The 23,553-nt window shown below is 69.5% G+C and carries 8 protein-coding genes; 4 read left to right on the top strand and 4 right to left on the bottom strand.

Annotated features, from left to right (window positions below; translation table 11 throughout):
• Positions 1–587 precede the first annotated feature (587 nt).
• Positions 588–773 (top strand): carbon storage regulator, encoded by a 186-nt coding sequence (locus HSX14_RS11045; protein WP_173179450.1) that lies wholly within the window; start codon positions 588–590, stop codon positions 771–773.
• A gap of 68 nt (positions 774–841) precedes the next feature.
• On the opposite strand, the gene HSX14_RS11040 is transcribed toward HSX14_RS11045, so the two are convergent.
• A complete protein-coding gene (locus HSX14_RS11040) occupies positions 842–2,173 on the bottom strand; it encodes an aminotransferase-like domain-containing protein (protein WP_173179448.1) in 1,332 nt (443 codons plus the stop codon).
• Between the two features lie 125 nt (positions 2,174–2,298).
• Here HSX14_RS11040 and HSX14_RS11035 point away from each other — a divergent pair, with 125 nt between their 5' ends.
• The 3 genes from HSX14_RS11035 to HSX14_RS11025 all read left to right on the top strand — a co-directional run bounded on the left by HSX14_RS11035 (position 2,299) and on the right by HSX14_RS11025 (position 4,613).
• Positions 2,299–3,201: a DMT family transporter gene (locus HSX14_RS11035; protein WP_173179446.1), complete on the top strand. Its 903-nt coding sequence runs from the start codon at positions 2,299–2,301 to the stop codon at positions 3,199–3,201.
• Positions 3,202–3,358: 157 nt separating this feature from the next.
• The gene (locus tag HSX14_RS11030) at positions 3,359–3,931 is read left to right on the top strand and encodes a cysteine dioxygenase family protein (RefSeq protein ID WP_173179444.1); all 573 of its coding nucleotides are present in this window, start codon (positions 3,359–3,361) and stop codon (positions 3,929–3,931) included.
• A 124-nt stretch (positions 3,932–4,055) separates the two neighbouring features.
• Positions 4,056–4,613 (top strand): 2OG-Fe(II) oxygenase, encoded by a 558-nt coding sequence (locus HSX14_RS11025; RefSeq protein ID WP_173179442.1) that lies wholly within the window; start codon positions 4,056–4,058, stop codon positions 4,611–4,613.
• A gap of 151 nt (positions 4,614–4,764) precedes the next feature.
• On the opposite strand, the gene HSX14_RS11020 is transcribed toward HSX14_RS11025, so the two are convergent.
• Genes HSX14_RS11020 through HSX14_RS11010 form a run of 3 tightly spaced genes read right to left on the bottom strand, consistent with a single transcriptional unit; the run spans position 4,765 to position 23,473 of the window.
• A complete protein-coding gene (locus tag HSX14_RS11020) occupies positions 4,765–6,174 on the bottom strand; it encodes an HlyD family type I secretion periplasmic adaptor subunit (protein ID WP_173179440.1) in 1,410 nt (469 codons plus the stop codon).
• Positions 6,167–7,852, bottom strand: coding sequence for an ATP-binding cassette domain-containing protein (locus tag HSX14_RS11015; RefSeq protein ID WP_173179438.1), 1,686 nt, complete (start codon positions 7,850–7,852; stop codon positions 6,167–6,169). The genes HSX14_RS11020 and HSX14_RS11015 overlap by 8 nt, the downstream gene beginning before the upstream one ends.
• A gap of 60 nt (positions 7,853–7,912) precedes the next feature.
• Positions 7,913–23,473 (bottom strand): Calx-beta domain-containing protein, encoded by a 15,561-nt coding sequence (locus tag HSX14_RS11010; protein WP_173179436.1) that lies wholly within the window; start codon positions 23,471–23,473, stop codon positions 7,913–7,915.
• Between the last annotated feature and the right edge of the window lie 80 nt (positions 23,474–23,553).

Raw genomic sequence — 23,553 nt, 5'->3', positions numbered from 1 at the left:
TCTTACATCACAAGCACCCACACGAATTGCTTGATTCAAATTGTTAAAGAGCAATTTCGATCAAGTCTTTCGTCTCAACCGAGGCCGCGCATTCTACAGCAGCCTTTCTTTCTGTCAAGCTGTTTTTCGAAGAATTTTTTCTTTCTACTCAACAACTTGCGCTTCAGTGATTCTTTCGCTTCACATCAGCGGGAGGCGAATTCTACAGCGTTCAAACTCGCTGTCAACACCTCTTTTTCAGTTTCTTTCGGAGTCATCCGAGCGAAACTGGCGATGCCTGAAACCAGCCTGGCACCACCCTTCCACCACACCGATCAAACCTTGGCCTGACCACCCTCCGATTACTTAACCTTTTGATTTACAAGAGGTTTTTCTTGGATTCCGCTGTGGAAGTGGTGCGCATTATAGGGATACGAAACGGCACGTCAACACTTTATTGAAATCTTTTCGCGAGACCGCCCCGGAGTGCGACAGCCGCCGCTTCCTGGAGCCTCTGCCGAACGAATCGCTGAACCGATGGCCGACTTGCTACTCAAAGGTCCGAACCGTTTGCCACCCCGGCACAGCCCTATAGAAGAGGAACCTCCATGCACGAGCTGACATTCGAAGTCGGTGAGCACTTCCAGATTGGCGATGGCATCGTCGTCAGAGTGATTGCCACCCAGGGCTCGCAGACCAAGCTGGGCATCGAAGCCCCCCGGGATGTCGCCGTACACCGCGAAGAGATCTACGAGCGCATCTGCAAGGAACGGCAGCAATCGAGCACCTGCTGAGTCCCTCTATATATAGAAGGCGATAGAGTGCGCAGCGCCCCCTCCTCCTGCCGCCGTCAGGAGCCTGGCTAGGTGAAGGCCTCCACGGTGGAGCGCACCTTCACCAGCGCATCGCGCAACGCCCCCATTCCCACAGACCCCAATGCCAGCCTCAGCGCATGGGGTACCTGGGCAGACGTCGCGAAAGGCTCGGCGGTCGACACCGAGATCTGCTCACGCATCAGCGCCATCGCCACCTGGTCGGCCCGGGCATCCTTGGATAGCGGTAGCCAGAGGAAGTACGAATCGGGATGACGCACAACGCGCAGCCCCGCCAGCAGCTCACCGGCCAGCGCCTGCCGTGCCCGGGCGTCTTCTCGCTTCTCCGACTCCAGCCGCTCCACGGTGCCGTCCTCCACCCAGCCGCAGGCAATCGCCGTCAGCACGCCGGCGGTATTCCAGGCAGTCGCGCGGATGGTGCGCTCCAGCGCCGCCACCAGGGATGCGGGCGCCGCCATGAAACCGACCCGCAACCCCGTGGCCACGCTCTTCGAAAACCCCGAGACATAGACCGTCCGCTCCGGCGCCAGCGCAGCCAATGGCGGCGGCGCGTCCTCGACGAGAAAGGCATAGGCTGCATCCTCGATGATGCGCAGATCATGGCGTCTAGCGATCGCCACCAATCGCTCCCGCTGCTCGGCCGCCATCACCCAGCCCAAGGGGTTGTGCAGCGTGGGCATCGTATACAGCAGCCGCACCGGTCTCTCCCGGCAGAGTCGCTCCAGCGCCGCGAGATCCGGCCCCGCCGCGCCAGAGGGGATGGCCACCAGCTCCACCCGCAACGCCTCCGCCAGCACCTTGAAGCCCGGGTAGGTCAGGGCATCCGTCGCCACCACATCCCCCGGCTGCAGCAGCGCCATCATCGCCACCGCCAGCCCGTGCTGCGCGCCATTGACGATCAGCACCTGCTGCGCCGCCACCCTCAGCCCCCGGCAGAGCAGATGACGCGCCATCACCGCGCGCTCGTGCAAACGCCCGCCGTGGGGTTGATAGCGCAGCAGCGCCTCCAGGTCACCGCTCAGCGCCAGCTGGCGCAACGCGGTGCGCAACAGCTCCGCCTGCCCCGGCACCGAGGGGTAGTTGAAATTGAGATCGACCATCCCGGCTTCGACATCCTGCTGGTCCACCCCCAGCCCGGGCGGCAGCGACACCTCCCTGACGAACGTCCCGCGTCCCGTCTCCCCGCTCACCAGCCCCATCGCCTCCAGTTCCGCATACACCCGGGACGCCGTGACCAACGCCAGCCCCTCCTCCGCCGCCAGCTGGCGATGGGTCGGCAGGCGTGCGCCCGGCAGCAGGCGCCCCGCGCGGATATCAGCGGCAAACGCATCGACCAGGGCCTTGTAGCGCGAACGAGGCATCAGATGTATCCATGACAATATTTTGATTGTGCTGATTCTTGCTCCTAGCATCCGTCCCATCAAGCCGCGCAGCGCCCGAAAAGGCCAACCCAGCGGCCCCCAGCGACCCGCGACGAGCACCCAGGATGAAAGCCACCCCATCGCCCCTCACCGCCTCCCGCCCCCAGGCCAACGCCACCCGTGGCTGGATCAACGGCCTCATCGGCGTACTGATCTTCAGCGGCTCGCTGCCGGCCACCCGCGTGGCCGTACAGGAACTCGACCCCACCTTCCTCACCGTCGCTCGCGCCAGCATCGCCGGGCTTCTCGCCCTGTGCCTGCTCCTCGCATCCGGCGAGCGGCGGCCCACCCGCCAGCAACTGCTGCCCCTGGTCGTCGTCGCGCTGGGCGTCGTGCTCGGCTTTCCCCTGCTCACCGCGCTGGCCCTGCAATACGTGACCTCCGCCCACTCCATCGTCTTCCTCGGCCTGCTGCCCCTGGCCACCGCCCTGTTCGGCGTGGTGCGCGGAGGCGAACGACCCCCTGCCGCCTTCTGGGCATTCTCTGTACTGGGCAGCTTGCTGGTGGTGGGTTTCGCGCTGTCACAGGGGCTGACCGCCTCCCCCCGGGGCGACCTGCTCATGCTGCTGGCCATCGTCGTCTGCGGGCTCGGTTATGCAGAAGGCGCGAGACTGTCGCGCACGCTCGGAGGCTGGCAGGTGATCTGCTGGGCGCTGGTCCTGTCGCTACCGGTGATGCTCCTGCTCACCGTGGCACTGCTGCCGCCGACCCTCGCGACCCTCAGCGCGCCGGCCTGGGCCAGCCTCGCCTACGTCTCGCTGTTCAGCATGCTGATCGGCTTCGTCTTCTGGTACCGCGGCCTCGCCCAGGGCGGCATCGCCGCCGTCGGCCAACTGCAATTGCTGCAGCCCTTCTTCGGCCTGGCGCTGGCCGCCGGGCTGCTCCACGAGCGGGTCAGCCCCGCCATGCTCGGCGTCACCCTCGCGGTGATCCTCTGCGTCGCCGGCGCGCGCCGCTTCGCCCGCTGAATCCCTCCCCGGGCGGCGCGTCGCAAAGCGTCTACAGTGAGTCCGGAGGCGCGCCGGCCACCCCGGCGTCCCGCCCGCAAACCCGTCGTCGCCCTACCGGCGGCGACCGTTTCGGCCCCGGCCACAAGCCGGGAGCAACCACTGGAGGGTGCCGCACATGCCGAAGACCGCCTTGAACCGCTTCATCGAACACGCCACCGAACTGAGCCACCAGCAAGCCTCCCCCTGCGACTGCGTCGCCGCCCTCGCGCCCGTCATGGCCGAGTTGCTGCACAACGCACCTGGCTTCCTCGAACCCGAGCACTACCGCAGCGACCCCACGCACTACGCCCGCAACCTCATCCACCGCGCCGCGAACGACGAGCTCTCGCTCTACGCCATCGTCTGGCTGCCGGGCCAGTGGACGCCCGTGCACGACCACGGCAGCTGGGGCGTGGTCGGCATCCTCGAAGGCATGCTGGAAGAGCACACCTTCATCTGCACCTCCTCCGCCAACGACCGCGACGACGGCATCGAACTGGCACGCGGCGGCACTCTCCTGCTGCCACCCGGCGCCGTCACCAGCTTCGTGCCCAACCCCGACCACATCCACATCACCGGCGTGCCCGGCGGGCGCCCGCGTGCCGTGAGCCTGCACCTCTACGGCCGGCTGATGCACAACTTCCACGTCTACGACCTCGCCTCCGGCACCCGCCAGCTCACCGAGGTCGAACACAACGCGGCACGATAGAAAGCGCATCACCGCGCCCTCGTCCTCTTCTCGACAAGCACCCCGCCGCGCCCCTAGCATCCGCCGGCGGCCCGAGGCCGCGCCATAGAGGAACGGGGGCCAGGCCCCGACAAGGAAGGGAAACATGGAAAAGACCGATCTCGGCGTCGCTCGCTTTCTCATCCGGGGCTTTCTGTCCCGCGAGGAATGCCAGGCCCATATCCGCATGAGCGAAGCCATGGGCTACGAAGAGGCGGCCATCCAGATGCGTGATGGCGGGCATGAGATCCACAAGAACATCCGCAACAACGACCGCATCCTCTTCGACGACCCGGCGCTGGCCAGCCAATTGCTGGAGCGTGCGCGCCCCTGGCTGCCGGCCTGCCTGGACAACGAATGGCAACTGGCGGGGCTGAACGAGCGCTTCCGCTTCTACCGCTACACGCCCGAGCAGTACTTCAAATGGCACCGGGACGGTTTCTACCGCCGCAGCCAGGACGAGCTCAGCCAGCTGACCTTCCTGCTCTACCTCAACGACGACTACGAGGGCGGCGAAACCCAGTTCCGCGACGAAGACCACATCCGCCCCGAGGCCGGCATGCTCCTGGTCTTCCCCCACCCGGTCATGCACCAGGGCGCCACCATCAGGGCCGGGGTGAAATACGTGCTGCGCACCGACGTGATGTACCGCCGCCTGCCCTGATCGCCACAGGACCTCAGGCAGCAGGGGTTTCGCTCCGCCCGCGGAGCGCCGCCAGCCCCATCCTCCGAGCTCGCCGTAGGAAGGGTAGAGCTACGCGAACCCCATCGTCACGGAGCCGCCGGCCTTGCGCCTGCGGCTCCTCAAGGCCCCATCACGGCTCGCTGAACGAGCGGTGCATGCCGTCGGTGAGCGGCCCGGCGATGTAGTTAAACAGCGAGCGCTCGCCCGTGAGGATCGCGACGCTCACCGGCACGCCCGGCAGCAGCGGGTAGCGCGTGCCACGGTGGACGAAGGCGTCCTGCGCCGGGCGGATGCGCACGCGGTAGTAAGGCACCTTCTGCTCGTCGAGCACCGAGTCCGGGCTGATGTCCACCACCTCGCCATCGATCGGCTGGAAGCCCCGGGCGATCGAGGACACCAGCTGGATGCGCGCCTGCTGGCCCGGGTTGACCATGCCGATGTCGCCCACCGGCAGGCGGGTCTCGATCATCAGCGGCTCATCGGCCGGCACCAGGGTCATCAGCGTGCCGCCGGGCTGGATCACCCCGCCCTCGGTCACCACCTGCAGGGTCATCACCACCCCCTCGATGGGCGAACGCACCACCTGCCGCTCGCGGCTGTCGGAGAACTTGCGCAGGCGCTCCTGCAGCTCGGTGATCTGCCGGCGCGCTTCCGCCAGCTCCTTCTGCAGCTCCTCGTTGCCGCCGGAATCCAGCGAAGTCAGTGCCGCCTGCTCCTGCCGCTGCGCCGCCAGCACGCGGCCGAGGGAGGCCTGGGTTTCCTGCAGGGTACCGCGCAACTGCTCCTCGTCCTTGAGCAGCTCCAGGTGCTCGTAACGGTTGGCCAGGCCTTCCTTCATCAGCTTCTCGCTGATGGCGATCTGTTGCCGCAGCAGCTTGAGCTTGGCGTTGAGGTGCGCACTGCGCGCCTTGAGCTCCTTCTCCTCGGCATCACGCTGGAGGATCTTCTGCTGCTGTTCCTCGTAGCGGCTGCCCAGCCGGCTCTTCTGGGCGATGAACAGGTCGCGGTTGACCTTCACCTGCTCGGGGTAGTCCCTGGCCAGCTCCTCCGGCACCTGCATCGCGTCGGCACCGGCGAGCTGCGCTTCCAGGCGGATGGCGCGGATGCGCAGCGACCCCAGCAGCGCCTCGGTCTCGCGGCCCTCGGAGAGCATCGCCACACGTTCCACTTCGGCCAGCGGCTCGCCGGCGGCCACGCGCTGGCCCTCGCGCACCAGGATGCGCCGGACGATGCCACCCTCCAGGTGCTGCACCAGCTTGGTCTGCCCCATCGAGGCGACCTCGCCCGTGGAGTGGCTGGCGATGTCCAGGGTGAACAGCGCCGACCACAGCAGCAACGCCCCCAGCAGCAACGCCAGCAGGCGGATGGTCAGGCGACTGCCCAGCAGCTCGTCACCCGGCAGCGCATCGCCCCTGCCAGGCAGGAAGATACCGACCAGGCGGCGCAGCACCGGGTTGTTCTCGAAGGCGCCCAGCACACGATCAGCGGCGCGGCCGAGGCGGGTCGGCTGGTCGTCCAGGGGCAGGCTGTTCTCAGACATGGCTGGCTCCTGCTTGAGCGGGCTCGCGGGCGGGTTCACGCAGCACGCGCGGCACCGGCTTCTGGTTGAGGTCGATGACCACGTCGGCGGCCCCGAGAATGAAGGGCTCGTTGCTCATCACCACCAGCGTGCGGCCCTCGCGCACCAGGCGGCTGAGCAGCGCGGCGATGGCCTTGCAGCCCTCGGCATCGACGCCCTCGGTGGGGTCGTCCAGCACCACCAGGCGCCCCTCCCCCAGCACCGCGCGCACCAGCGCCAGGCGCCGGCGGATGCCCAGCGGAATGTTCGCGCCGCCGTTGCGCAGCGCCAGGCCGAGGCCTTCGGCACCGCCTTCGACGAAGGCGCCCACGGCCAGCTCGCGGCAGGCCTCCAGCACCCGCGCGTCCGGTGTATCCGGCGCCAGCACGCAGAGGTTCTCGCGCAGGGTGCCGTCGAAGAACTGCGGCTCCTGCGGCAGGTAGGCCACCTGCCGGCGCCACCATTGCGGGTCCGCCTGGCGCAGGTCCATGCCGTCCACCAGCAGGTGCCCGCGCAGGGGCTCCAGCAGGCCCACCAGGAGACGCGCCATGGTGCTCTTGCCGCTGCCGTTGGCACCGGTGAAGGCCAGCACCTTCCCGGCCTCCAGCTGGTAGTCGAAGTGCTCCAGCACCGGCACCGCCTGCTTGGGATAGGAGAAGGCCATGTCCTCGAAACGCAGGGCCCCCTTCATCTGCCCCAGGCGCACGCCCTCGGCGCGCTCGCGGGGGATGGCGCAGAGCTGGCGCACCAGGTCCAGGGCGCGCTGGCCGCGGCCGATCTGCTCGCCCAGGCCCAGCGCCCGGGTCAGCGCCGCCAGGGCTCGGCTGGCGAGGATGTTGCACCCGATCAGCGAGCCGACATCGAGGTTGCCCGCCAGCACCTGGCGCGCACCCAGGCCCATGATCACCATGCCCAGGATCAGCGTCCCGGCGTAACTGGCGTTCTGCATGGTGTTCTGCAGGCGGTTGAGCTGCGCGCGCTGCTCGGCCTGGTCGTCGGCGCAGGCCCGCCATTTTTCCTTGAGCGCATCGGCCGCCGAAAAGGCCCGCACCATCTCGCCACCGGCGGTGAGGTTGTGCTGGTAGCCGGCCATCTGGATGGCGATGCGGCTCTGCGCCTCCATCGGCTCGCGCAGGCGGCGCTGGGCCAGCAGGGAGACCAGCGCCACGCCGGCCATCACCAGCAGCGTCATGCCGGCGAGGAAGGGGCTGAGCATGCCCAGCACCACCACGAAGACGAAGGCGAAGGGCGTGTCCAGCAGGGTCACCAGGTTCGGCGCGCCGAAGCACTGCTGCACCGTGCTCTGCCCGGAAAGGATCTCGCGCCGGGCGCTGTGGGGCAGTTGCTCCACCAGCGCGTACTGGCCGCGCGCGCTGCTCTCGAACAGGGTATCGCCCAGCTCGGCATCGGCGCGCGCGCACAGCCACTGCGCCACCCGCAGGCGGGCGTTGCGCAGCAGCACCTCGAAGCCCACCGCCAGCAGCGCACCCAGGGTCAGGGTCAGCAGGGTCGCGTCCACCCCCAGGGCCAGGTAGCGGTTGAGCACGTGGATGCTGTACAGCGAGCTGGCCAGGCCGAGCAGGTTGATCAACAGCGAAGACAGCAGCAATTCCAGGCGGAGCCTGGGCTGCAGGGCGATGCGGCGGAGAAACTCGTTCATCTCGGTACTACTCGGTAAAAGCGGAAATCCCCTCCGCGTTGCAGCGCGGAGGGGATCGGGTCACACCGTGTGGGGTTGGATCACGTCCTGTGGCAGGTTGTGCGCATCGGGCTGGTTGGCCAGTTCGGCCAGCGCGACCAGGCCGCTGCCGTCCGTGCCGCTGGCCGTGTCGGCGTCGTAGTACAGCCGGGTGACGTCGCCGTTGGAGATCAGGAAGAAGGCCGAACCACTGTGCTGGCCACTGCCGCTGATCATCGCCTCCAGCTCGTCGAGCTGGCCGTTGCTGCCGGTGCCGAACTGGAACTGCCCGGAGGCGAAGCTCACCCGGTAGACATCGGCGTTGCCCTGGGCCGCGAGCTGCGCCAGGGTGTCCATCACATCCCCCGTGAAGGCCTGGGACACCGAGGTCAGGTTGCCCAGCCCGCCGAAGGCCGCCGGGTCGAAGGTCAGGTGGTCGACGCCGGCCTGGAAGTCCAGGATCGCGTCCATGCCGTCGCCCGGCGAGGTGTAGTGGAAGCGGTCCGCACCGGCGCCACCGCGCAGCACGTCCGCGCCGCTGCCGCCCACCAGCAGGTCGTCGCCGTCGCCGCCGTCGAGCACGTCGCTGCCCGCCCCGCCGAACAGCCGGTCGTTGCCGCCCAGGCCGGCGAGGTTGTCGGCGCCGGCGGTGCCGGTGAGCAGGTCGTCGCCGGCACCGGCGACATCGTCGTTGCGCAGGGTGACGTCCTTGCTGATCAGCACATAGGGGCTGTTGGCGGCCGAGCGCAGGACGATGGACATCAGCTCATCGGCCTCCACCGCGCGATCGCCGCTCACCGAGAAGCTGAAGCTCGCGGTGGTGCTGCCGGCGGCGAAGGTCACGCTGCCGGACGGCCAGGTGCCGCCGAAGTCGTCGGCGTCCACGCCCTGGCCGGCGCCCGGCTGCAGGCTCCAGTAGAAGGTCTCGGCGCTGGCCGAGGCATTGCGGGTCACCTGGTAGGTCACCAGGCTGGTGCCCGCGTCGCCCTCCAGCACGCTGTCCGGGCCGCTGATGCCCAGGCCCAGGTCGTCGTCGCGGATGGTCCCGCCGAGGCTGGTGGAACCGCCGGCGATGGCCGGGTGGCTGAAGGTCAGGGTGAAGGACTCGTCGCCCTCGCGCAGGGAATCACCACGGATCGGCAGGCTGAACACCATCTCCGACACACCGGCGGCCAGGGTGATGGTGCCGGTCAGCGGTACGTTGAAGTCGTTGGCGTCCACCGCCCCGGCGATGCTGTAGGTGAGGGTCAGCGCCGCGTTGTCCGGGCCCGCCCGCAGGATGCGGTAGGTCAGCGGCGTGGTGGTGCCGGGGCCGCCTTCCAGGCGGCTGTTGTCCATGGCCAGCACGGTCAGGGCCACGTCGTCGCCCTGGATGGTGGCGCGGGCGCTGCCCTGCAGCGGGTTGACGCTGCTGCCACCGCCGCTGCTGGAGAGCTGCACGGTGAACTGCTCGTCGGACTCGCCCAGGTCATCGCCGTACACCGCCACTTCCAGCACCTTGCTGGTCTCGCCGGCGGCGAACTGCAGCACGCCGCCCGGCAGCACGCCACCGACGAAGTCGGCTGCATCCGCCGGTGCCGAGCCGCTGCCGGCCACCGACCAGTCGATGTTCGCCGCCGAGCTGGTGTCGCCGCTGCGGGTCACGGTGAAGCGGAAGATGGTGGTGGCCCCGCCGTTGCCCTCGGCCAGCACGCTGTCCACCACGCGGATGGCGAACTGGTTGTCGTCGTTGACGATGGTGCCGCTGGCGCGGTCGTTGATCAGGTCGATGCCCTGCGGGTCGCTGAGCACCACCTCGAAGCCCTGGTCCGGGCCGAGCACGTCGTCGCCCTGCACGCGGATGACGATGTCCTTGAAGGTCTCGCCGTCGGCGAACACCAGCGAACCCGACGGCAGCACGCCACCGACGAAGCTGCCGGCGTTGGCCGGGTAGGTGCCCGCGCCCTGCAGCGCCCAATCCACGCTGACGCTGCCGTTGCTGTCGCCCACCCGCTCGACGCGGTAGGTGAACTCGGTCACCTGGCCCTGGTTGCCCTCGTCCTGGCGGTCGCTGCCGAGCACCGCGATGCTCAGGCCCCGGTCGTCGTTGACGATGGTGACGCTGGCCTCGCCCGTGAGGATGGTCGCCCCCTCGGCGTCGCTGAGCACCACGGAGAAGGTCTCGTCGCGCTCGCCCAGGGTGTCGGCATCCACGTAGACGGTGATGGTCTTGGTGGTTTCGCCGGCGCCGAAGGCCACCACGCCGCTGAGGAAGATGCCGCCGAAGTCCTCGGCGTTGACCGGGTTGGCGCCACTGGGCACCAGGTCCCAGAGCACGCTCGCCGGGCCGGAGAGGTCGCCGCCACGGGTCACGGTGAAGGTCACCGCGGTCTGCTGGCCGTCGCTGCCTTCCACCACCTGGGCGGCGTCGGCGGCGATCCACAGCACCGGGTCGTCGTTGAGCACCACCGACTCCACCGGGCCGGTGGTGATGGTGGAACCGAAGCTCGGGTTCTCCAGCCACACCTGGAAGCCCTCGTCCTCCTCGCCCAGCTCGTCGCCGCGCACGGCCACGGTGAAGGTCTTGCTGGTCTCGCCATCGGCGAAGTGCACGGTGCCGCTGAGGGCGGCGAACTCGGCGTCGCTCAGGGCATGGGCGCCCACGCCGGCGGCGCGCCAGTCGACGCTGGCGGCGCCCACCGAGCTGCCGCTGCGGTCGATGCGGAAGGTGAACAGGGTCAGGCCGTCGTCGCCTTCCACCGCTTCGCGGGTCACCGCGCTCAGGGCGAGGCTGTCGTCGTCGTTGCGGAGGGTGCCGACCTGGCCGTTGCCGACGATGTCGGCATGGGCGCTGGGGTTGGACAGTTGCAGGGTGAACTGCTCGTCGCCCTCGTCCAGGCCGTCGCCCAGCACGTCGATGTAGATGTCCTTGTGGGTCTCGCCGGCGGCGAACACCAGCTGGCCGCTGGGCAGCACGCCACCCGGGAAGTCGGCGGCGCTGGCGCTGCCGGCCTGCACGGACCAGTCGACGCGGGTCTCGCCGCTGGAATCGCCGCTGCGGGTCACGGTGAAGTGCAGGCGGCCCGGCGTACCGGCGTCGCCCTCGTACACCTGGGCGGTGACGCTGGCCAGGGTCAGGTCGACGTCGTCGTTGCGGATCACCCCGGCGGCGCTGGAGCCGGCCGGGTCGATGCTGCTGCCGGCACCCGGCTGGTACAGCTCGACGCTGAAGCCTTCGTCCAGCTCCATGTCGCGGTCGCTGCGCACCGGAATGCTCAGCACCATCTCGCTCTGGCCGTCGGCGAAGGTCAGGGTGCCACTGGTGACGCTGAAGTCGCCGGCATCGGTGTCGCCGTGGACGATGCGCCAGTTCACGGTGGAGGTGCCTTCGGTGCTGCCGGTACGGGTCACGGTGAAGGTCAGCGCGGTGCCTTCATGGGCCTCGGCGGCGCGCGGGACGATGGCGAACACGTCGTCATCGTTGCGGATCACCGCCTCCACCTGCTGGTTGGCGAAGGTGTGGCTGAGGCTGTCGCCGGGCGCCTGCAGGCTGAGGGTGAAGCCCTCGTCCGCTTCCAGGCGGCTGTCGCCGGCGACCCAGACGATCACGGTCTGGCTCATCTGGCCCTCGGCGAAGGTCAGCTCGCCGAAGGGTAGCTGGCCACCGACGAAGTCATCCGCCGAGGCCGGGTTGGCGCCGCTGCCGGCGACGCTCCAGGCCAGGCTGGTGGCCAGGCCGCTGCCGGTGCGGGTGACCAGGAAGCTGTAGCCGGTGGAGCCGTTGTCGCCTTCCACCGGGGTGGCGACGACGGCGAGGTTCCACTGCACGTCGTCGCTGACGATGGTGCCGGTGGCGCTGCCCACCTTGATGTCGGTGCCGGCGGAGGCGTTACCCAGCACCACCTGGAAGGACTCGTCGCCCTCCAGGGTGCGGTCGCCGAGGACCACGATGCTGATGGTCTGGCTGGCTGCGTCGCCCGAGGCGAAGCTGAGGCTGCCGCTGGGCAGCACGCCGCCGAGGAAGTCGGCGGCATCGGCCAGGCCCTGCAGGCTCCAGTCCAGGCTGGTGGCGCGATCCAGGTTGCCGCTGCGGCTGACGGTGAAGGTGTAGACGGTCTGCAGGCCGTCATGGCCTTCGACGTGGCGCGCGTCGCTGGCGACGATGGTCACCGAAACGTCGTCGTTGACGATGGTGGCGTCCGCCGTGGCCTGGGTGAAGACCACGCCGTCGGCGCTGTTCAGGCTGAGGCGGAAGTCCTCGTTGGCCTCGCCGCTGTAGTCGCCGCGCACCGGCACGCGGATGGTCAGCTGCTCCTGGCCGGCGGCGAAGGTGACGCTGCCGCTGGTGGTCAGGAAGTCGTCCGCCGAGGCCGGGTTGGCGCCGATGCCGGCGACGCTCCAGTTGATGGTCTCGGTGCCGCTGAGCTTGCCGCTGCGGGTGAGCACGAAGTCGAACCAGGTGGTCTGGCCGTCATCGCCCTCCGCCTGGGCGGCCGGGGCGGCGACGTCGATCACCACGTCGTCGGCGCGGATCAGGCCGTCGGCGCTGGCCTGGCCGATCACCAGGCCGCTGGACGGGTTGCTCAGCACCACGCTGAAGCCTTCGTCGCTTTCGGCCAGCAGGTCGCCGCGCACGTTGATGGTGAGGGTGACGCTGGCCTGGCCGGCCGGCAGCACCAGCGAGCCGGAGGGCAGCACGCCGACGGCGAAGTCGCTGCCATCGGCCGGGTGCGCGCCGTTGCCCACCACCGCCCAGTCGACGGTCTTGGCCTGGTCCAGCGAACCGCTGCGGGTGATGGTGAAGGTGAAGGCGGTGATGCCGCCGTTGCCTTCGGCCTTGCTGGCGTCGGTGGCGGCGATGCTGATGCTGGCGTCGTCGTTGAGGATGGTGCTGCTGGCGGTGCCGGCCTGGATCTGGGCGCCGCTGGCGTTGCCCAGCACCAGGTTGAAGGCCTCGTCGCCTTCCACCTGGGTGTCGCCGTTCACCAGCACGGTGATGGTCTTGCTCGACTCGCCGTCGGCGAACACCAGGCTGCCACTGGGCAGGCCGGCGTTGTCGCCGAGCAGGTCGGCGCTGCCGAAGTCCGCCGCGTTGGCCACGCTCGAGCCCAGGCGCCAGGCCACCGAGGCGCTGCCGCTGGTGTCGCCGGTGCGGGTCACGGTGAAGGTGAAGGCGGTGGTACCGCCCTGCCCTTCGGCGCGGCTGACCTGGTCGGCGCTGATGTTGAAGGCGGCGTCGTCGTTGAGGATGGTGCCCTCGGCCGTGCCCTGGCTGATGGTGTCGCCGGTGGTGCCGGCGCCCAGGGTGATCTGCACGCTGTAGGTCTCGTCGACCTCGGCCACGGCATCCTGGCTGGACTGGATGCTGATGGTCTTGGTCAGCTCGCCCGGGGCGAAGGTCACCGAGCCGGACATCGCCTGGCCATTGAGGTCCGCCGCATCGGCGCTGCCGTTGAGCAGGATCTGCCAGTTGATGGTCTGGTTCTGCTCGGTGCCGTGGCTGCGGGTGATGACGAAGGTCTGCGCCTGGCCCTCGCTGGTCGCCCCCTGCAACGGCGCGATGGAGAAGGTGGCGTCGTCGTTGCGGATGGTGCCGGTGGCGGTGGTGCGGATCGGGTCGCTGATATCGCCGCTGAAGCTGCCCAGGACGATGCGGAACTGCTCCACCTGCTCGGGCGTAACATCACCGACCACGGTGACGCTGATGGTCTTGCTGGTCTCGCCGGCGGCGAAGCTCAGGGTGCCGCTGGTGGCGCCGCTGAAGTCGGCGGCGCTGGTGCTGTCGTGCAGCAGCGACCAGCTCATCGACGAGCTGCCGCTGGTCACGCCGGAACGGGTGACGGTGAAGGTCAGCACCTGGTTGGCGTCGCTCTCGGTGATCGAGGCGTCGGCGATGCTGATGCCGGTGTCGTCGTTGGTGATGGTCAGCGTCGCGCTGTTCTGCGACAGGCTGCGGGTCACGCCCGGGCCGTTGAGGGTCTCCTCGTAGAACACCACGCGGAAGGTCTCGTTGGCCTCCACCGCGCCGTCGCCGCGCACGCTGAAGGTGATGGTGCCGGTGTTGACGCCATCGGCGAAGCCCAGGGTGCCGCTGGGCAGCACGCCGCCGGTGAAGTCGGCCGCGTCCGCCGGGTTGCCGCCGATGCCCTCCACGCGCCATTTCACCGTGCCGGAGCCGGTGTAGCCGCTGCGCACCACGTTCAGCGAGAAGGTCGCGGACTGGCCGGCGCCGGTTTCCGCCAGGCTGGTGGCGGTGGGGGTGATGCTGTAGGCGGTGTCGCCGTCGTACAGCGTGCCGCCGACGCTCATGCTGGTGGCGGTGCTGGCGGCGATGGAGTCGACGCCGAAGCGCACGGTGGACCCGGTGGTGTCGCCCGGCGCACTGAGGTTGAGGGTGAAGCCCTCGGTGCTCTCGATGCTGCCGTCGAGCTTGAGCAGGTTGGCCAGGGAAATGGCGTAGCTGCTCTGGCCACCGGCCAGGGTGATGGTGCCGCTGGTGCTGACGAAGTCGGCGCTGTTGGTGTTGCCGTTGGTCAGGGTGTAGTTCAGCGTGATGTCGTTATCCAGGCGGCCGGAGCGGACCAGGGTGAAGTTCAGCGGCTGGCCTTCGTAGCCGGCGACGCTCGGGGTGGTGTTGCCGAAGCTGCCCATCCACAGGCGGATGTCGTCGTTGCGCAGCGTGGTGCTGGCGCTGGCCTGGGCGGGGTCGATGTTGGTGGGGCCGTACTCGTCGCGGTAGCTGCCGCTGATGAACCCGTTGTCGTAGGCGGTCCGCGGGTCCAGCAGGGTCATGGTCAGGCCGGTGTCCGGCTCGATCACGGTGTCGCCTCCGAAGGTCACGGTCACCTGCTTGCTGGTCTCGCCGGCGGCGAAGCTCACCACGCCGTAGGTGGTGTTGTAGTAGGGCGAGCTGGACCAGACGGTGTTGCCGCCATAGCCGCTCACCTGGCCACCGTTGTTGCCACCCCAGTTGATGTTGTTGCCGACGATCTGCCAGGCCACGGTGCTGGCGTAGTCGATGCTGCCGCCGGGTTGCACGGTGCGGGTGATGGTGAAGGTCACGCTGGTGCTGGCGGCGCTGCCCTCGAACACCTGGGTGCTGCCGGCGCTGACGCCCAGCAATGCGGCCGGCTCGTCGTCGTAGACGCGGCCCGTGGCGCTGGAGCCGATGGAGGGCGTCTCGATGTCGCCGTCCAGGTTCTGCGGGTTGCCCAGCACCAGGGTGGCTTCCTCGCGCCAGGTCTCGGCGAGGCCGTCGTTGATCGTGCGCAGGGTGATGGTCTTGGTCAGCTCGCCGTCGGTGTAGGTGAAGCTGCCGCTCAGGGTGCGGGTGCCGGCGTTCCACGACAGGCCCGGGTTGTTGGCCAGGATCCAGTCCATGTCCAGGTCGGCGGGGTCGAGCTTGTACCAGGTGCTGCGGGTGTTGTTGGTCTCGTTGGTGCTCTCGGAGCCACCCAGCTGGATGGACCAGTCCACCGAATCCGTGCCGCGCTGGTCGCCGCTGCGGGTGATGGTGTAGACGAGGTCCTGCCCTTCGTTGACATGCGCCACGCTGGCGTCGAAGCGGGTGTCGTCGTTCTGCAGCACCACGTGGTTGTTGACGTAGCCGGGGTTGGCGCTGGAGCCGCCCTGGATGCTGCTGCCCGGGCTGGCCTGGGTGAGGTAGAGGCGGAAGGCCTCGTCCTGCTCGCCGGCGTCGTCCACCTTGGTGCGGATGGTGACGTAGGCCACCGACTGCCCATCGACGAACTCCACGCGGCCGGACGGCACGGTGTTGTTCCAGAAGTCGCTGGCGTCGGTGGCGGTGTAGCCGCTGACGCTGGTCTGCACGGCCCAGTCCACCCAGGCGGTGCCGGAGGTGGAAACGGTGCGGTACACGGCGAAGGTGTGTTCGATGTAGCCATCGGCCGCGCTGCCGCCGTCGGCCACCGTGTCGCCCTCGACGCGGGTGCGCCCGGTGGTGGGGGTGTCCTGGATGTAGAACTCCGCCTCGTCGCGCTGGATCTCGCCGAACAGGTACACGCCACTGGCGCTGGTGTTGGTCTGCAGCGTGGTGTCGCTGGTGTAGATGTTCTGGCTGCCGGTCTGCGGCGCCACCAGCTCGTCGATGCCGCCCGCATTGCTGAACAGCACCTTGAACCACTGGTCGTCCTCCACCGTGTCGTCGCCGCGCACGGTGAGGGTGATGGTCTTGCTGGTCTCGCCGCTGGCGAAGGTCACGCTGCCCGACGGCAGGGTGCCGCCATTGAAGTCGGCCCCGTCGGCCGCGTATTCCCAGCGGCCGTTGCTGTAGGACCAGACGTCCTGGCCGGTGGTGCTCCAGTTGACCGTGGAGGTCTTGGCCAGGTCGCCGCTGCGGGTCAGGGTGATGGTGTAGGTGGTGTTCTCGCCGGCCACCTTCTCGGCCTGGCTGGCCTGGACCCACTCGACGGTGACGCGGGTGTCATCGTTGGCGATGGTGCTCTGGTAGCTGCCGTTGGCGCCGATGGAGGTGCCGCTGCTGGCGCCGCTGAGCACCAGGTTGAAGCGCTCGTTGCCCTCGATGCTGCCCACGCCGGTGTCGCCGTAGGCGTAGACGGTGATGGTCTTGCTGCTCTCGCCAGCGGCGAAGCTCAGGGTGCCGGAGGGCGTCAGGTAGGCCGAGCCGTTGGTGAAGTCGGCGGCATTGGTGTCCAGGTGCTGGACGCTCCAGTTCACCGTGCTGGCCTGGTCCAGGTTGCCGGTGCGGGTCACGGTGTAGGTGAAGGGCGCGCCGGTGCCATGGGCGCCGTCGCCTTCGCTGCGGCTGGTGGTGCCGGCGGTGATGTTCAGCTCGGCGTCGTCGTTGCGCACGGTGCCGGTGGCGCTGCCGGTGGTGATCTCGGTGCCGGCGGAGGCATTCTCCAGCACCAGCTTGAGCACCTCGTTGGCCTCCAGCTTGCTGTCGGCGGCGATGCGCACGGTGATGGTCTTGCTGTTCTCGCCGGCGGCGAAGGTCAGGGTGCCGTAGGGGATGCCGTCGCCATCGAGCAGCACACCGCCCGGTTGGCTGCCGTAGAAGTCGGCGCCGTCCACCGCGTTGGCCACGCTCGGGTCGACGCGCCACTGCACGCTGCTGGCCTGGTTCAGGTAGCCGCCACGGCTGACGCTGAAGGTGAAGTCCACATAGCCGCTGTTGCCCTCGCCCTTGTCCGCCGACAACGCACCGATGCTCAGGGTGGCGTCGTCGTTGGTCAGGGTGGTGGTGGCGCTGGCGGTGCTGATGCTGCTGTTGGCCGGCGGGTTGGACAGGGTCACGGTGACCGCTTCGTCGCCCTCGTACTGCGAGTCGCCCTTGACGCGGATGACCACGGTGGCGGTGGCCTGGCCGTCGGCGAAGCTGACGGTGCCGGTGCTGCCCTGGCCGGCGCCCAGGTCGCTGGCGTCGAGGCCGCCGCCGAGGGTCCAGGTCAGGTCGCGGCTGCCGGACAGCGAACCGCTGCGGGTCACGGTGAAGCTCACCAGGCGCTCGCCGCTGTTGCCTTCGGCGAGGCTCGCGGCATCGGCGGCGATGGCGAAGCTGGCGTCGTCGTTGAGGATGCGCGTGCTGGCGCTGCCCTGCCCCGCCTCGACGGTGCCGCCCTGCGGGTTGAACAGCTCCACCTGGAGCAGTTCGTCGGCCTCGACCAGGTTGTCGCCGCGCACGCGGATGGTGATGGTCTGGGTGTCGCTGCCGTTGGCGGCGAAGGTCACGGTGCCGCTGGGCAGGCCGCCGTTGTTGCCGTTGCCGTCCTGGCCGCTGGCGAAGTCGGCGGTGTCCAGGCCGGTGGCGCTCTTCAGGCGCCACTGCACGGAGCCGGCGGCATTGCTCAGGCCGCTGCGGGTCACGGTAAAGGTGATGTCGGTGAAGGCACCCTGGGTGCCCTCGGCCTGCGCGGCCGGGGCACTGATGCTGAAGTTGGTGTCGTCGTCCTGCACCGTAGTGGTGGCCGTGGCACCGGTCACCAGGCCGGCGCTGGGGTTGCTCAGGGTCAGGGTGAAGGCCTCGCTGCCCTCCACGCGGCTGTCGCCGGCCAGCTCGAAGCTGACGGTGAGTTCCGACTGGCCCGGGGCGAAGGTCAGGGTGCCGCTGGGCAGGCCGCCCAGGGTGTCGCTGGCGTCACCACCGTTGGCGCCGCTGACGGCGTAGTCGACCGTGGCGCTGCCGGACAGCTCGCCGCTGCGCACGATGCGGTAGATCACGGTCTGGCTGCCGCCGGTGCCTTCGCTGACGGTGGTGCGCTCGGCGACCACCGCGAAGCCCTGGTCGTCGTTGCGGATCACGCCCTCGGCACTGCCATCCACCACGTTCTGCGGGGTGCCGTCGTCCAGGCGGGCGTTGCCCAGGTTGACGCTGAAGGCCTCGTCGGCTTCCACCACCAGGTCGCCCTTGACCAGCACGGTCAGGGTCTTGCTGGCCTCGCCGGCGGCGAAGCTCAGGGTGCCGGTGCTGGCGTCGAAGTCGGCGGCATTGGCGATGCCGGCCAGGGACCAGTCCACCAGCGCGGCCGAGCCCAGGTCGCCGGCACGGGTCACGGTGAAGGTGAAGGCGGTGGTGCCGCTGTGGCCTTCGGCCTTGTCGGCGGCGAGCGGGCTGATGGAGAAGCCCAGGTCGTCGTTGTCGATGCGGCTGTCGGCGCTGCCGACGGTCAGTTCGGTGTTGCCGTCACGGGCCTCCAGGCTGACGCCGAAGGTCTCGTCCAGCTCGATGTGGCCGTCGCCGGACACGCGCACGGTGACCTGGGCGGCGGTCTGGCCCTCGGCGAACTGCAGGGTGCCGGACGGCAGGCCGCCGTTCGCGCCCAGGGCGTCCTGGCCGCTGATGAAGTCGGCGAGGCTGGCGGCGTCGACGCCCTGCCCCACCTGCACCTTCCAGTCGACGCTGGTGGCGCGCAGGTCGCCGGAGCGGGTGACGGTGAAGGTGAAGCTGCGCTCCTGGCCGGCATCGCCTTCGGCGGCGCTGGCCTGGTCGGCGACCATGGACAGGCCGACGTCGTCGTTGCGCACCAGCGTGCTGGCGCTGCCGGTGAGCAGCTGGGTCTGGTCGTGGGCGGGGTTTTCCGCCGGGTTGCCCAGGGTCAGGGTGAGGGTCTCGTCGCTTTCCAGCACGGCGTCGCCGGCCAGGGTCAGCTCGATCACCTTGCTGGTCTCGCCGGCGGCGAACTGCACCAGGCCGTTGAGGGCGGTGCCGGGGGCGAAGTCGTCCGCCTGCAGGCCGCTGGCGGTCCAGGTCACGCTGACCGGGCCGGACAGGTCGCCGCTGCGGGTGACGGTGAAGCGCAGGACCTGGGTCTCGCCCGTGGCGCCTTCGGCCACCTCGGCCTGCTGCGCCTGGATGCTGATGCCCACGTCGTCGGAAACGACGCTGCCCTGGGCCTGGCCGGTGATGATCTCGGCGTGGCCGCTGGCGTTGCCCAGGGTGACGGTGAAGGCTTCGTCGCCCTCGACATCACGGTCGCCGCGCACGGCGACCTGGATCACCTTGCTGGTCTCGCCCGGGGCGAAGGTCAGGGTGCCGGCCGGCAGCACGCCACCGGCGAAGTCGGCTGCGTCCACCTGGCCGGAAAGGCTCCAGTCCACGGTGGTGGTGCCGCTGGTGACGCCGGAGCGGGTCACGGTGAATTCATGGATGACGGTGCCGCTGTCGCCTTCCGCCAGGCCGCTGCGGGTGGTGGCGATGGAGAGGCCGGTGTCGTCGTTGGTGACGGTGGCCGACGCCGTGGCGGTGCCCAGGCTGGAGCCGGTCGCCGGGTCGTAGAGCTCCACGCGCAGGCCTTCGCTGGCCTCCAGGTGGTAGTCGCCGGCCACCTGCAGGGTGATGGTCTGGCTGGTGGCGCCGCTGGTGAAGTTGAGAATGCCGCCGGGCAGCACGCCCCCGACGAAGTCGGCGCCGTCCACCGGGTTGCCGCCCTCGCCCACCACGCGCCAGGCGACGCTGCCGGTGCCGCCGAGGTAGCCGCTGCGGTTGACCACGAAGCTCAGCTGGGCCACCTGGCCGTCACCGCCTTCGCTGACGCTGGAGGCCTGGGCCTGGATGGAGAACTGCTGGTCGTCGTTGAGCAGTTGGCCGTTGATGCTGCCGTTGCCCACGGTGGCGCCGGGGTTCGGCGTGCCGAGGCTGAGGACGAAGCTCTCGTCGCCCTCCAGCTGCGAGTCGGTGGCGATGTGCAGGACGATCTCCAGGCGATCGACGCCCGCGGCGAACACCAGGGTGCCGGAAGGCAGCACGCCGCCGACGAAGTCGCTGCCGTCGACGCCGTTGAGGGCGCCGGGCGCGAGGCTCCAGGTGATGCTGTCGCTGCCGGCGAGATCGCCGCTGCGTTCGACCACATAGCGCAGCTCACGGGTGCCGCCGCTGCCTTCGAAGCTGTCGGCCTGGGGCAGCAGGTTGAACACCACGTCGTCGTTGCGGATCACCCCGGTGGCCTGGCCGACGGAGATCTCGGCGCCGGCGCTGGGGTTGCTCAGCACCACCTGGAAGGTTTCGTTGGCCTCCAGCACGTTGTCCGGGGACAGCGGCAGGGTCACCACCAGGCTCTGCACGCCACGGCCGAACTCCAGGGTGCCGCTGAAGGCGGTGCCGGAGAGGAAGTCGGCGAGGCTGGCGGAGTCGGCGTCGCTGCCGAACACCACGCGCCAGTCGACGCTGACGCTCTGGGTCAGGTCGCCCTGGCGCTGCACGGTGAAGTTGAGCTGGCGCGGGGTGTCGCTGTTGCCTTCGGCGGCGGTCAGGCCGCTGCCGTCGAGGGAGAGGCGCGCATCGTCGTTGATCAGGCTGCCGGTGGCGCGATCCTGGATCACGCTCATGCCCGGGGTGCTGGTGCTGATGACCACCTGCAGGCCCTCGGTGGGCTCGTAGTGGCTGTCCGGGGTGGGGCTGAAGCGGATCACCGCGCTGCTCTGGCCGGCGGCGAACTCGACGGTGCCGGACGGCAGGGTGCCGCCGAAGTCGGCGGCGTCCACCGGGTTGTTGCCGTAGCCCTGCACGTGCCACTGCACGCTGCCCGGCAGCGACAGCTCGCCGGTGCGGGTGACCACGAACTCCAGGACCGGAGCGGCGCTGGTGCCCTCGCGGACGTTGGCGGTGCGCGCGCTGATGGACACCGCCTGGTCGTCCGGGTCGATGCTGGCCAGGGCCGCGCCGACGTCGATCTGGCTGTTGGCGTCCTGGGCCTGCAGCGCCACGGTGTAGCTCTCGGTGCCCTCGATCAGGCTGTCGCCGTTGAGGCGCACGTAGATGACCTTGCTGCTTTCGCCGGCGGCGAACTGCACGACGCCGCTCATGGGCTGGTCGGCGGCGAAGTCGTTGACGTCGGCCGGCAGCTCGCCATAGCCGGCGATCTGGTAGCCGACCTGCCCGGCGCCGCTGGTGTTGCCGGTGCGGGTGATGACGAAGGCCTGCACGCCACCGGTGCCGTTGCCCTCGGTGGTGGACGCGGTCAGCGCCTCGATGCTGTAGGTGGACTCGTCGGTGCGGATGGTGCCGTAGGCCTCGCCGTTGATGACCTGCACGCCGGCCGGCGGGTTGTGCAGCACGATGCCGAAGGTTTCGTCGGTTTCCGCCAGGTTGTCGCCCTTGACCCAGACGGTGACCAGCTTCTGGGTCTCGTTGGCGGCGAAGGTGACGCTGCCGCTGGGCATGCCGTCGGCCATGCCGAGCTGGTTCTGCCCGGCGACGAAGTCGTTGGCGTCGGCGGCGTGGGCGCCGACCCGGACGAAGCGCCAGTCGATGGTGAGGTCCTGGCCCAGCAGCTCGGAGCGGGTCACCAGGAAGGTGATCGCGGTCTGCTGGCCCTGCCCGCCCTCGACCACGTCCATGGTCACGCCGCGCAGGCTGACGCCGGTGTCGTCGTTGACGATCTGGGTGCTGGCGCTGCCGCCGGAGACGCGCAGGTTGCTCTGGTCGCTCTGCAGGCTGACGGTGAGGGTCTCGTTCTCCTCCACGTCGCGGTCGCCGCGCACGGTGAGGACGATGTCGCGACTGGTCTCGCCGGCGGCGAACTCCAGGATGCCGCCGTCGATGCCTTCGACGATGTCGTCGGCATCGACACCGCTGACCGACCAGCGCACCGAGCCGGCGGTCTGGGAATCGGTACGGGTGACGGTGAAGCTGACCGTGGTGGTGGTGCCGCTGTCGCCCTCGGTGACCTGGGCCTGGTTGGCACGGATGGACACCAGGCCGTCGTCGTTGACCACGGTGGTGCTGGCGCTGGCGGTGCCGATGATGAGGTTGGCGCTGGGGTTGCCCAGGGTGACCGTGAGCACTTCGCTGGGCTCGACCACGCGGTCGCCCAGCAGCGGGATGGTGATGGTCTTGCTCACCTCGCCGACGCCGAAGACCAGGCTGCCGGAGGGCAGCGGGCCGCCGATGTCGGCGGCGTCCAGGCCGCTGGCGCTCCAGTCGACGGTGGCGGGGGCGCGGCCGTTGTCACGGGTGATCACGAAGGTCAGCAGTTGCTGGTCGCCCTCGTCGCCTTCGAGCACCTGCACGCGGGTGGCGACGATGCTGACGGTGGCTTCGTTGTCGAGGATCTGGGTGCTGGCGCTGGGCTGGCCGAGCTGGCTGCCGGCGCTGGGGCCGCTGAGGGTCACGGTGGCGCTGCGGTCGCCCTGGGCCAGGTAGTCGCCGGGCACCTCGATGCGGATCTCCTGGCTCATCTGCCCTTCGGCGAAGGCCAGCAGGCCGCCCGGCAGGTTGCCGCCGAACAGGGCCGGGTCCAGGCCTGAGAGGTTCCACTGCACCTGGCTGGCGCCGGTGCCGCCGCTGCGGCTGACGGTGAACACCAGCACCAGGGTGTCGCCGTCGTCGCCTTCGAGCACCTCGGGGGCGCCGGCCACGCTGAGTACCGAGGCCGGCTCGCTGGTCTCGCCGGTCAGGGTCGGTGCGGCCGGCGGCTCGAAGCCCGCCGGCAGCTCGCTGTTGGTGCCGGCAGCCAGGCTGCTGCCGATGCCGGTGTCGCCCCGCAGGTTGGGGAACACGCCGAGGCCACCGCCGGCCACGCCCGAGGTGCCCTGGCTGGCCGCACCGGTGCCGATGCCGGAGCTGACACCGCCGAGCAGGCCCGGGCCCATGCCGTCGAGGTTGAGCATGGCCAGCTCCGGCGGGACGCCGGGCGGCAGCATGCCGCTACCGGTCATGTCGCCGGTGAGCGCGGCCTGCTCGGGTCGGAAGGTGACGTTAGGCCGGTCGAGGTCGATGTCCTGGCCGAACAGGCCGGTGATCTCGGGGCGGTAGGTGCTGTCGAAGGGCGCCGGGCCGGGAATGGTCGAGCCGTCCGGCTGGCCGGGGAACCGGGTCGCCTCCAGCGCCTGAACGCCGTCGTGGCGCTCCGCCGGTGCATCCGGCTGGGCCGGGAGCTGGGCATCCGCGAGCCAGGCCCCGACCCAGGCAGAGGCATCCACCGCGCCGGTGCCGGCGGCAGCGGCGTTGGCCTGGGCCGCCACGGCCTGGCGCAACGCGGCGGCCATCTGCAGCGGTACGCCGGCGGCCAGGAGCATGTCATGCATGGTCTGCAGGGCCTGCTCCAGCGAGGTGACCTCGGCGGGCGCATGGCCGGTCAGGAAGTCCGTGACCACCTGAACGGCACGTACCAGGGTTTCGATCTGCGCGCTCGTCAATTCAGCCATCTCGGCTACTCCTGCGGATGCTGTTTACAACCTGTACGGGGAAAAACGCGCACGCACCCGGGACAGGTGCGTGCGCTGGA

The organism is Pseudomonas tohonis, from assembly GCF_012767755.2.
Taxonomy (GTDB): Bacteria; Pseudomonadota; Gammaproteobacteria; order Pseudomonadales; family Pseudomonadaceae; genus Metapseudomonas; species Metapseudomonas tohonis.
Note: the sequence above shows the minus strand (reverse complement) of the source record. Positions and strands in the feature narration are given on the sequence as shown.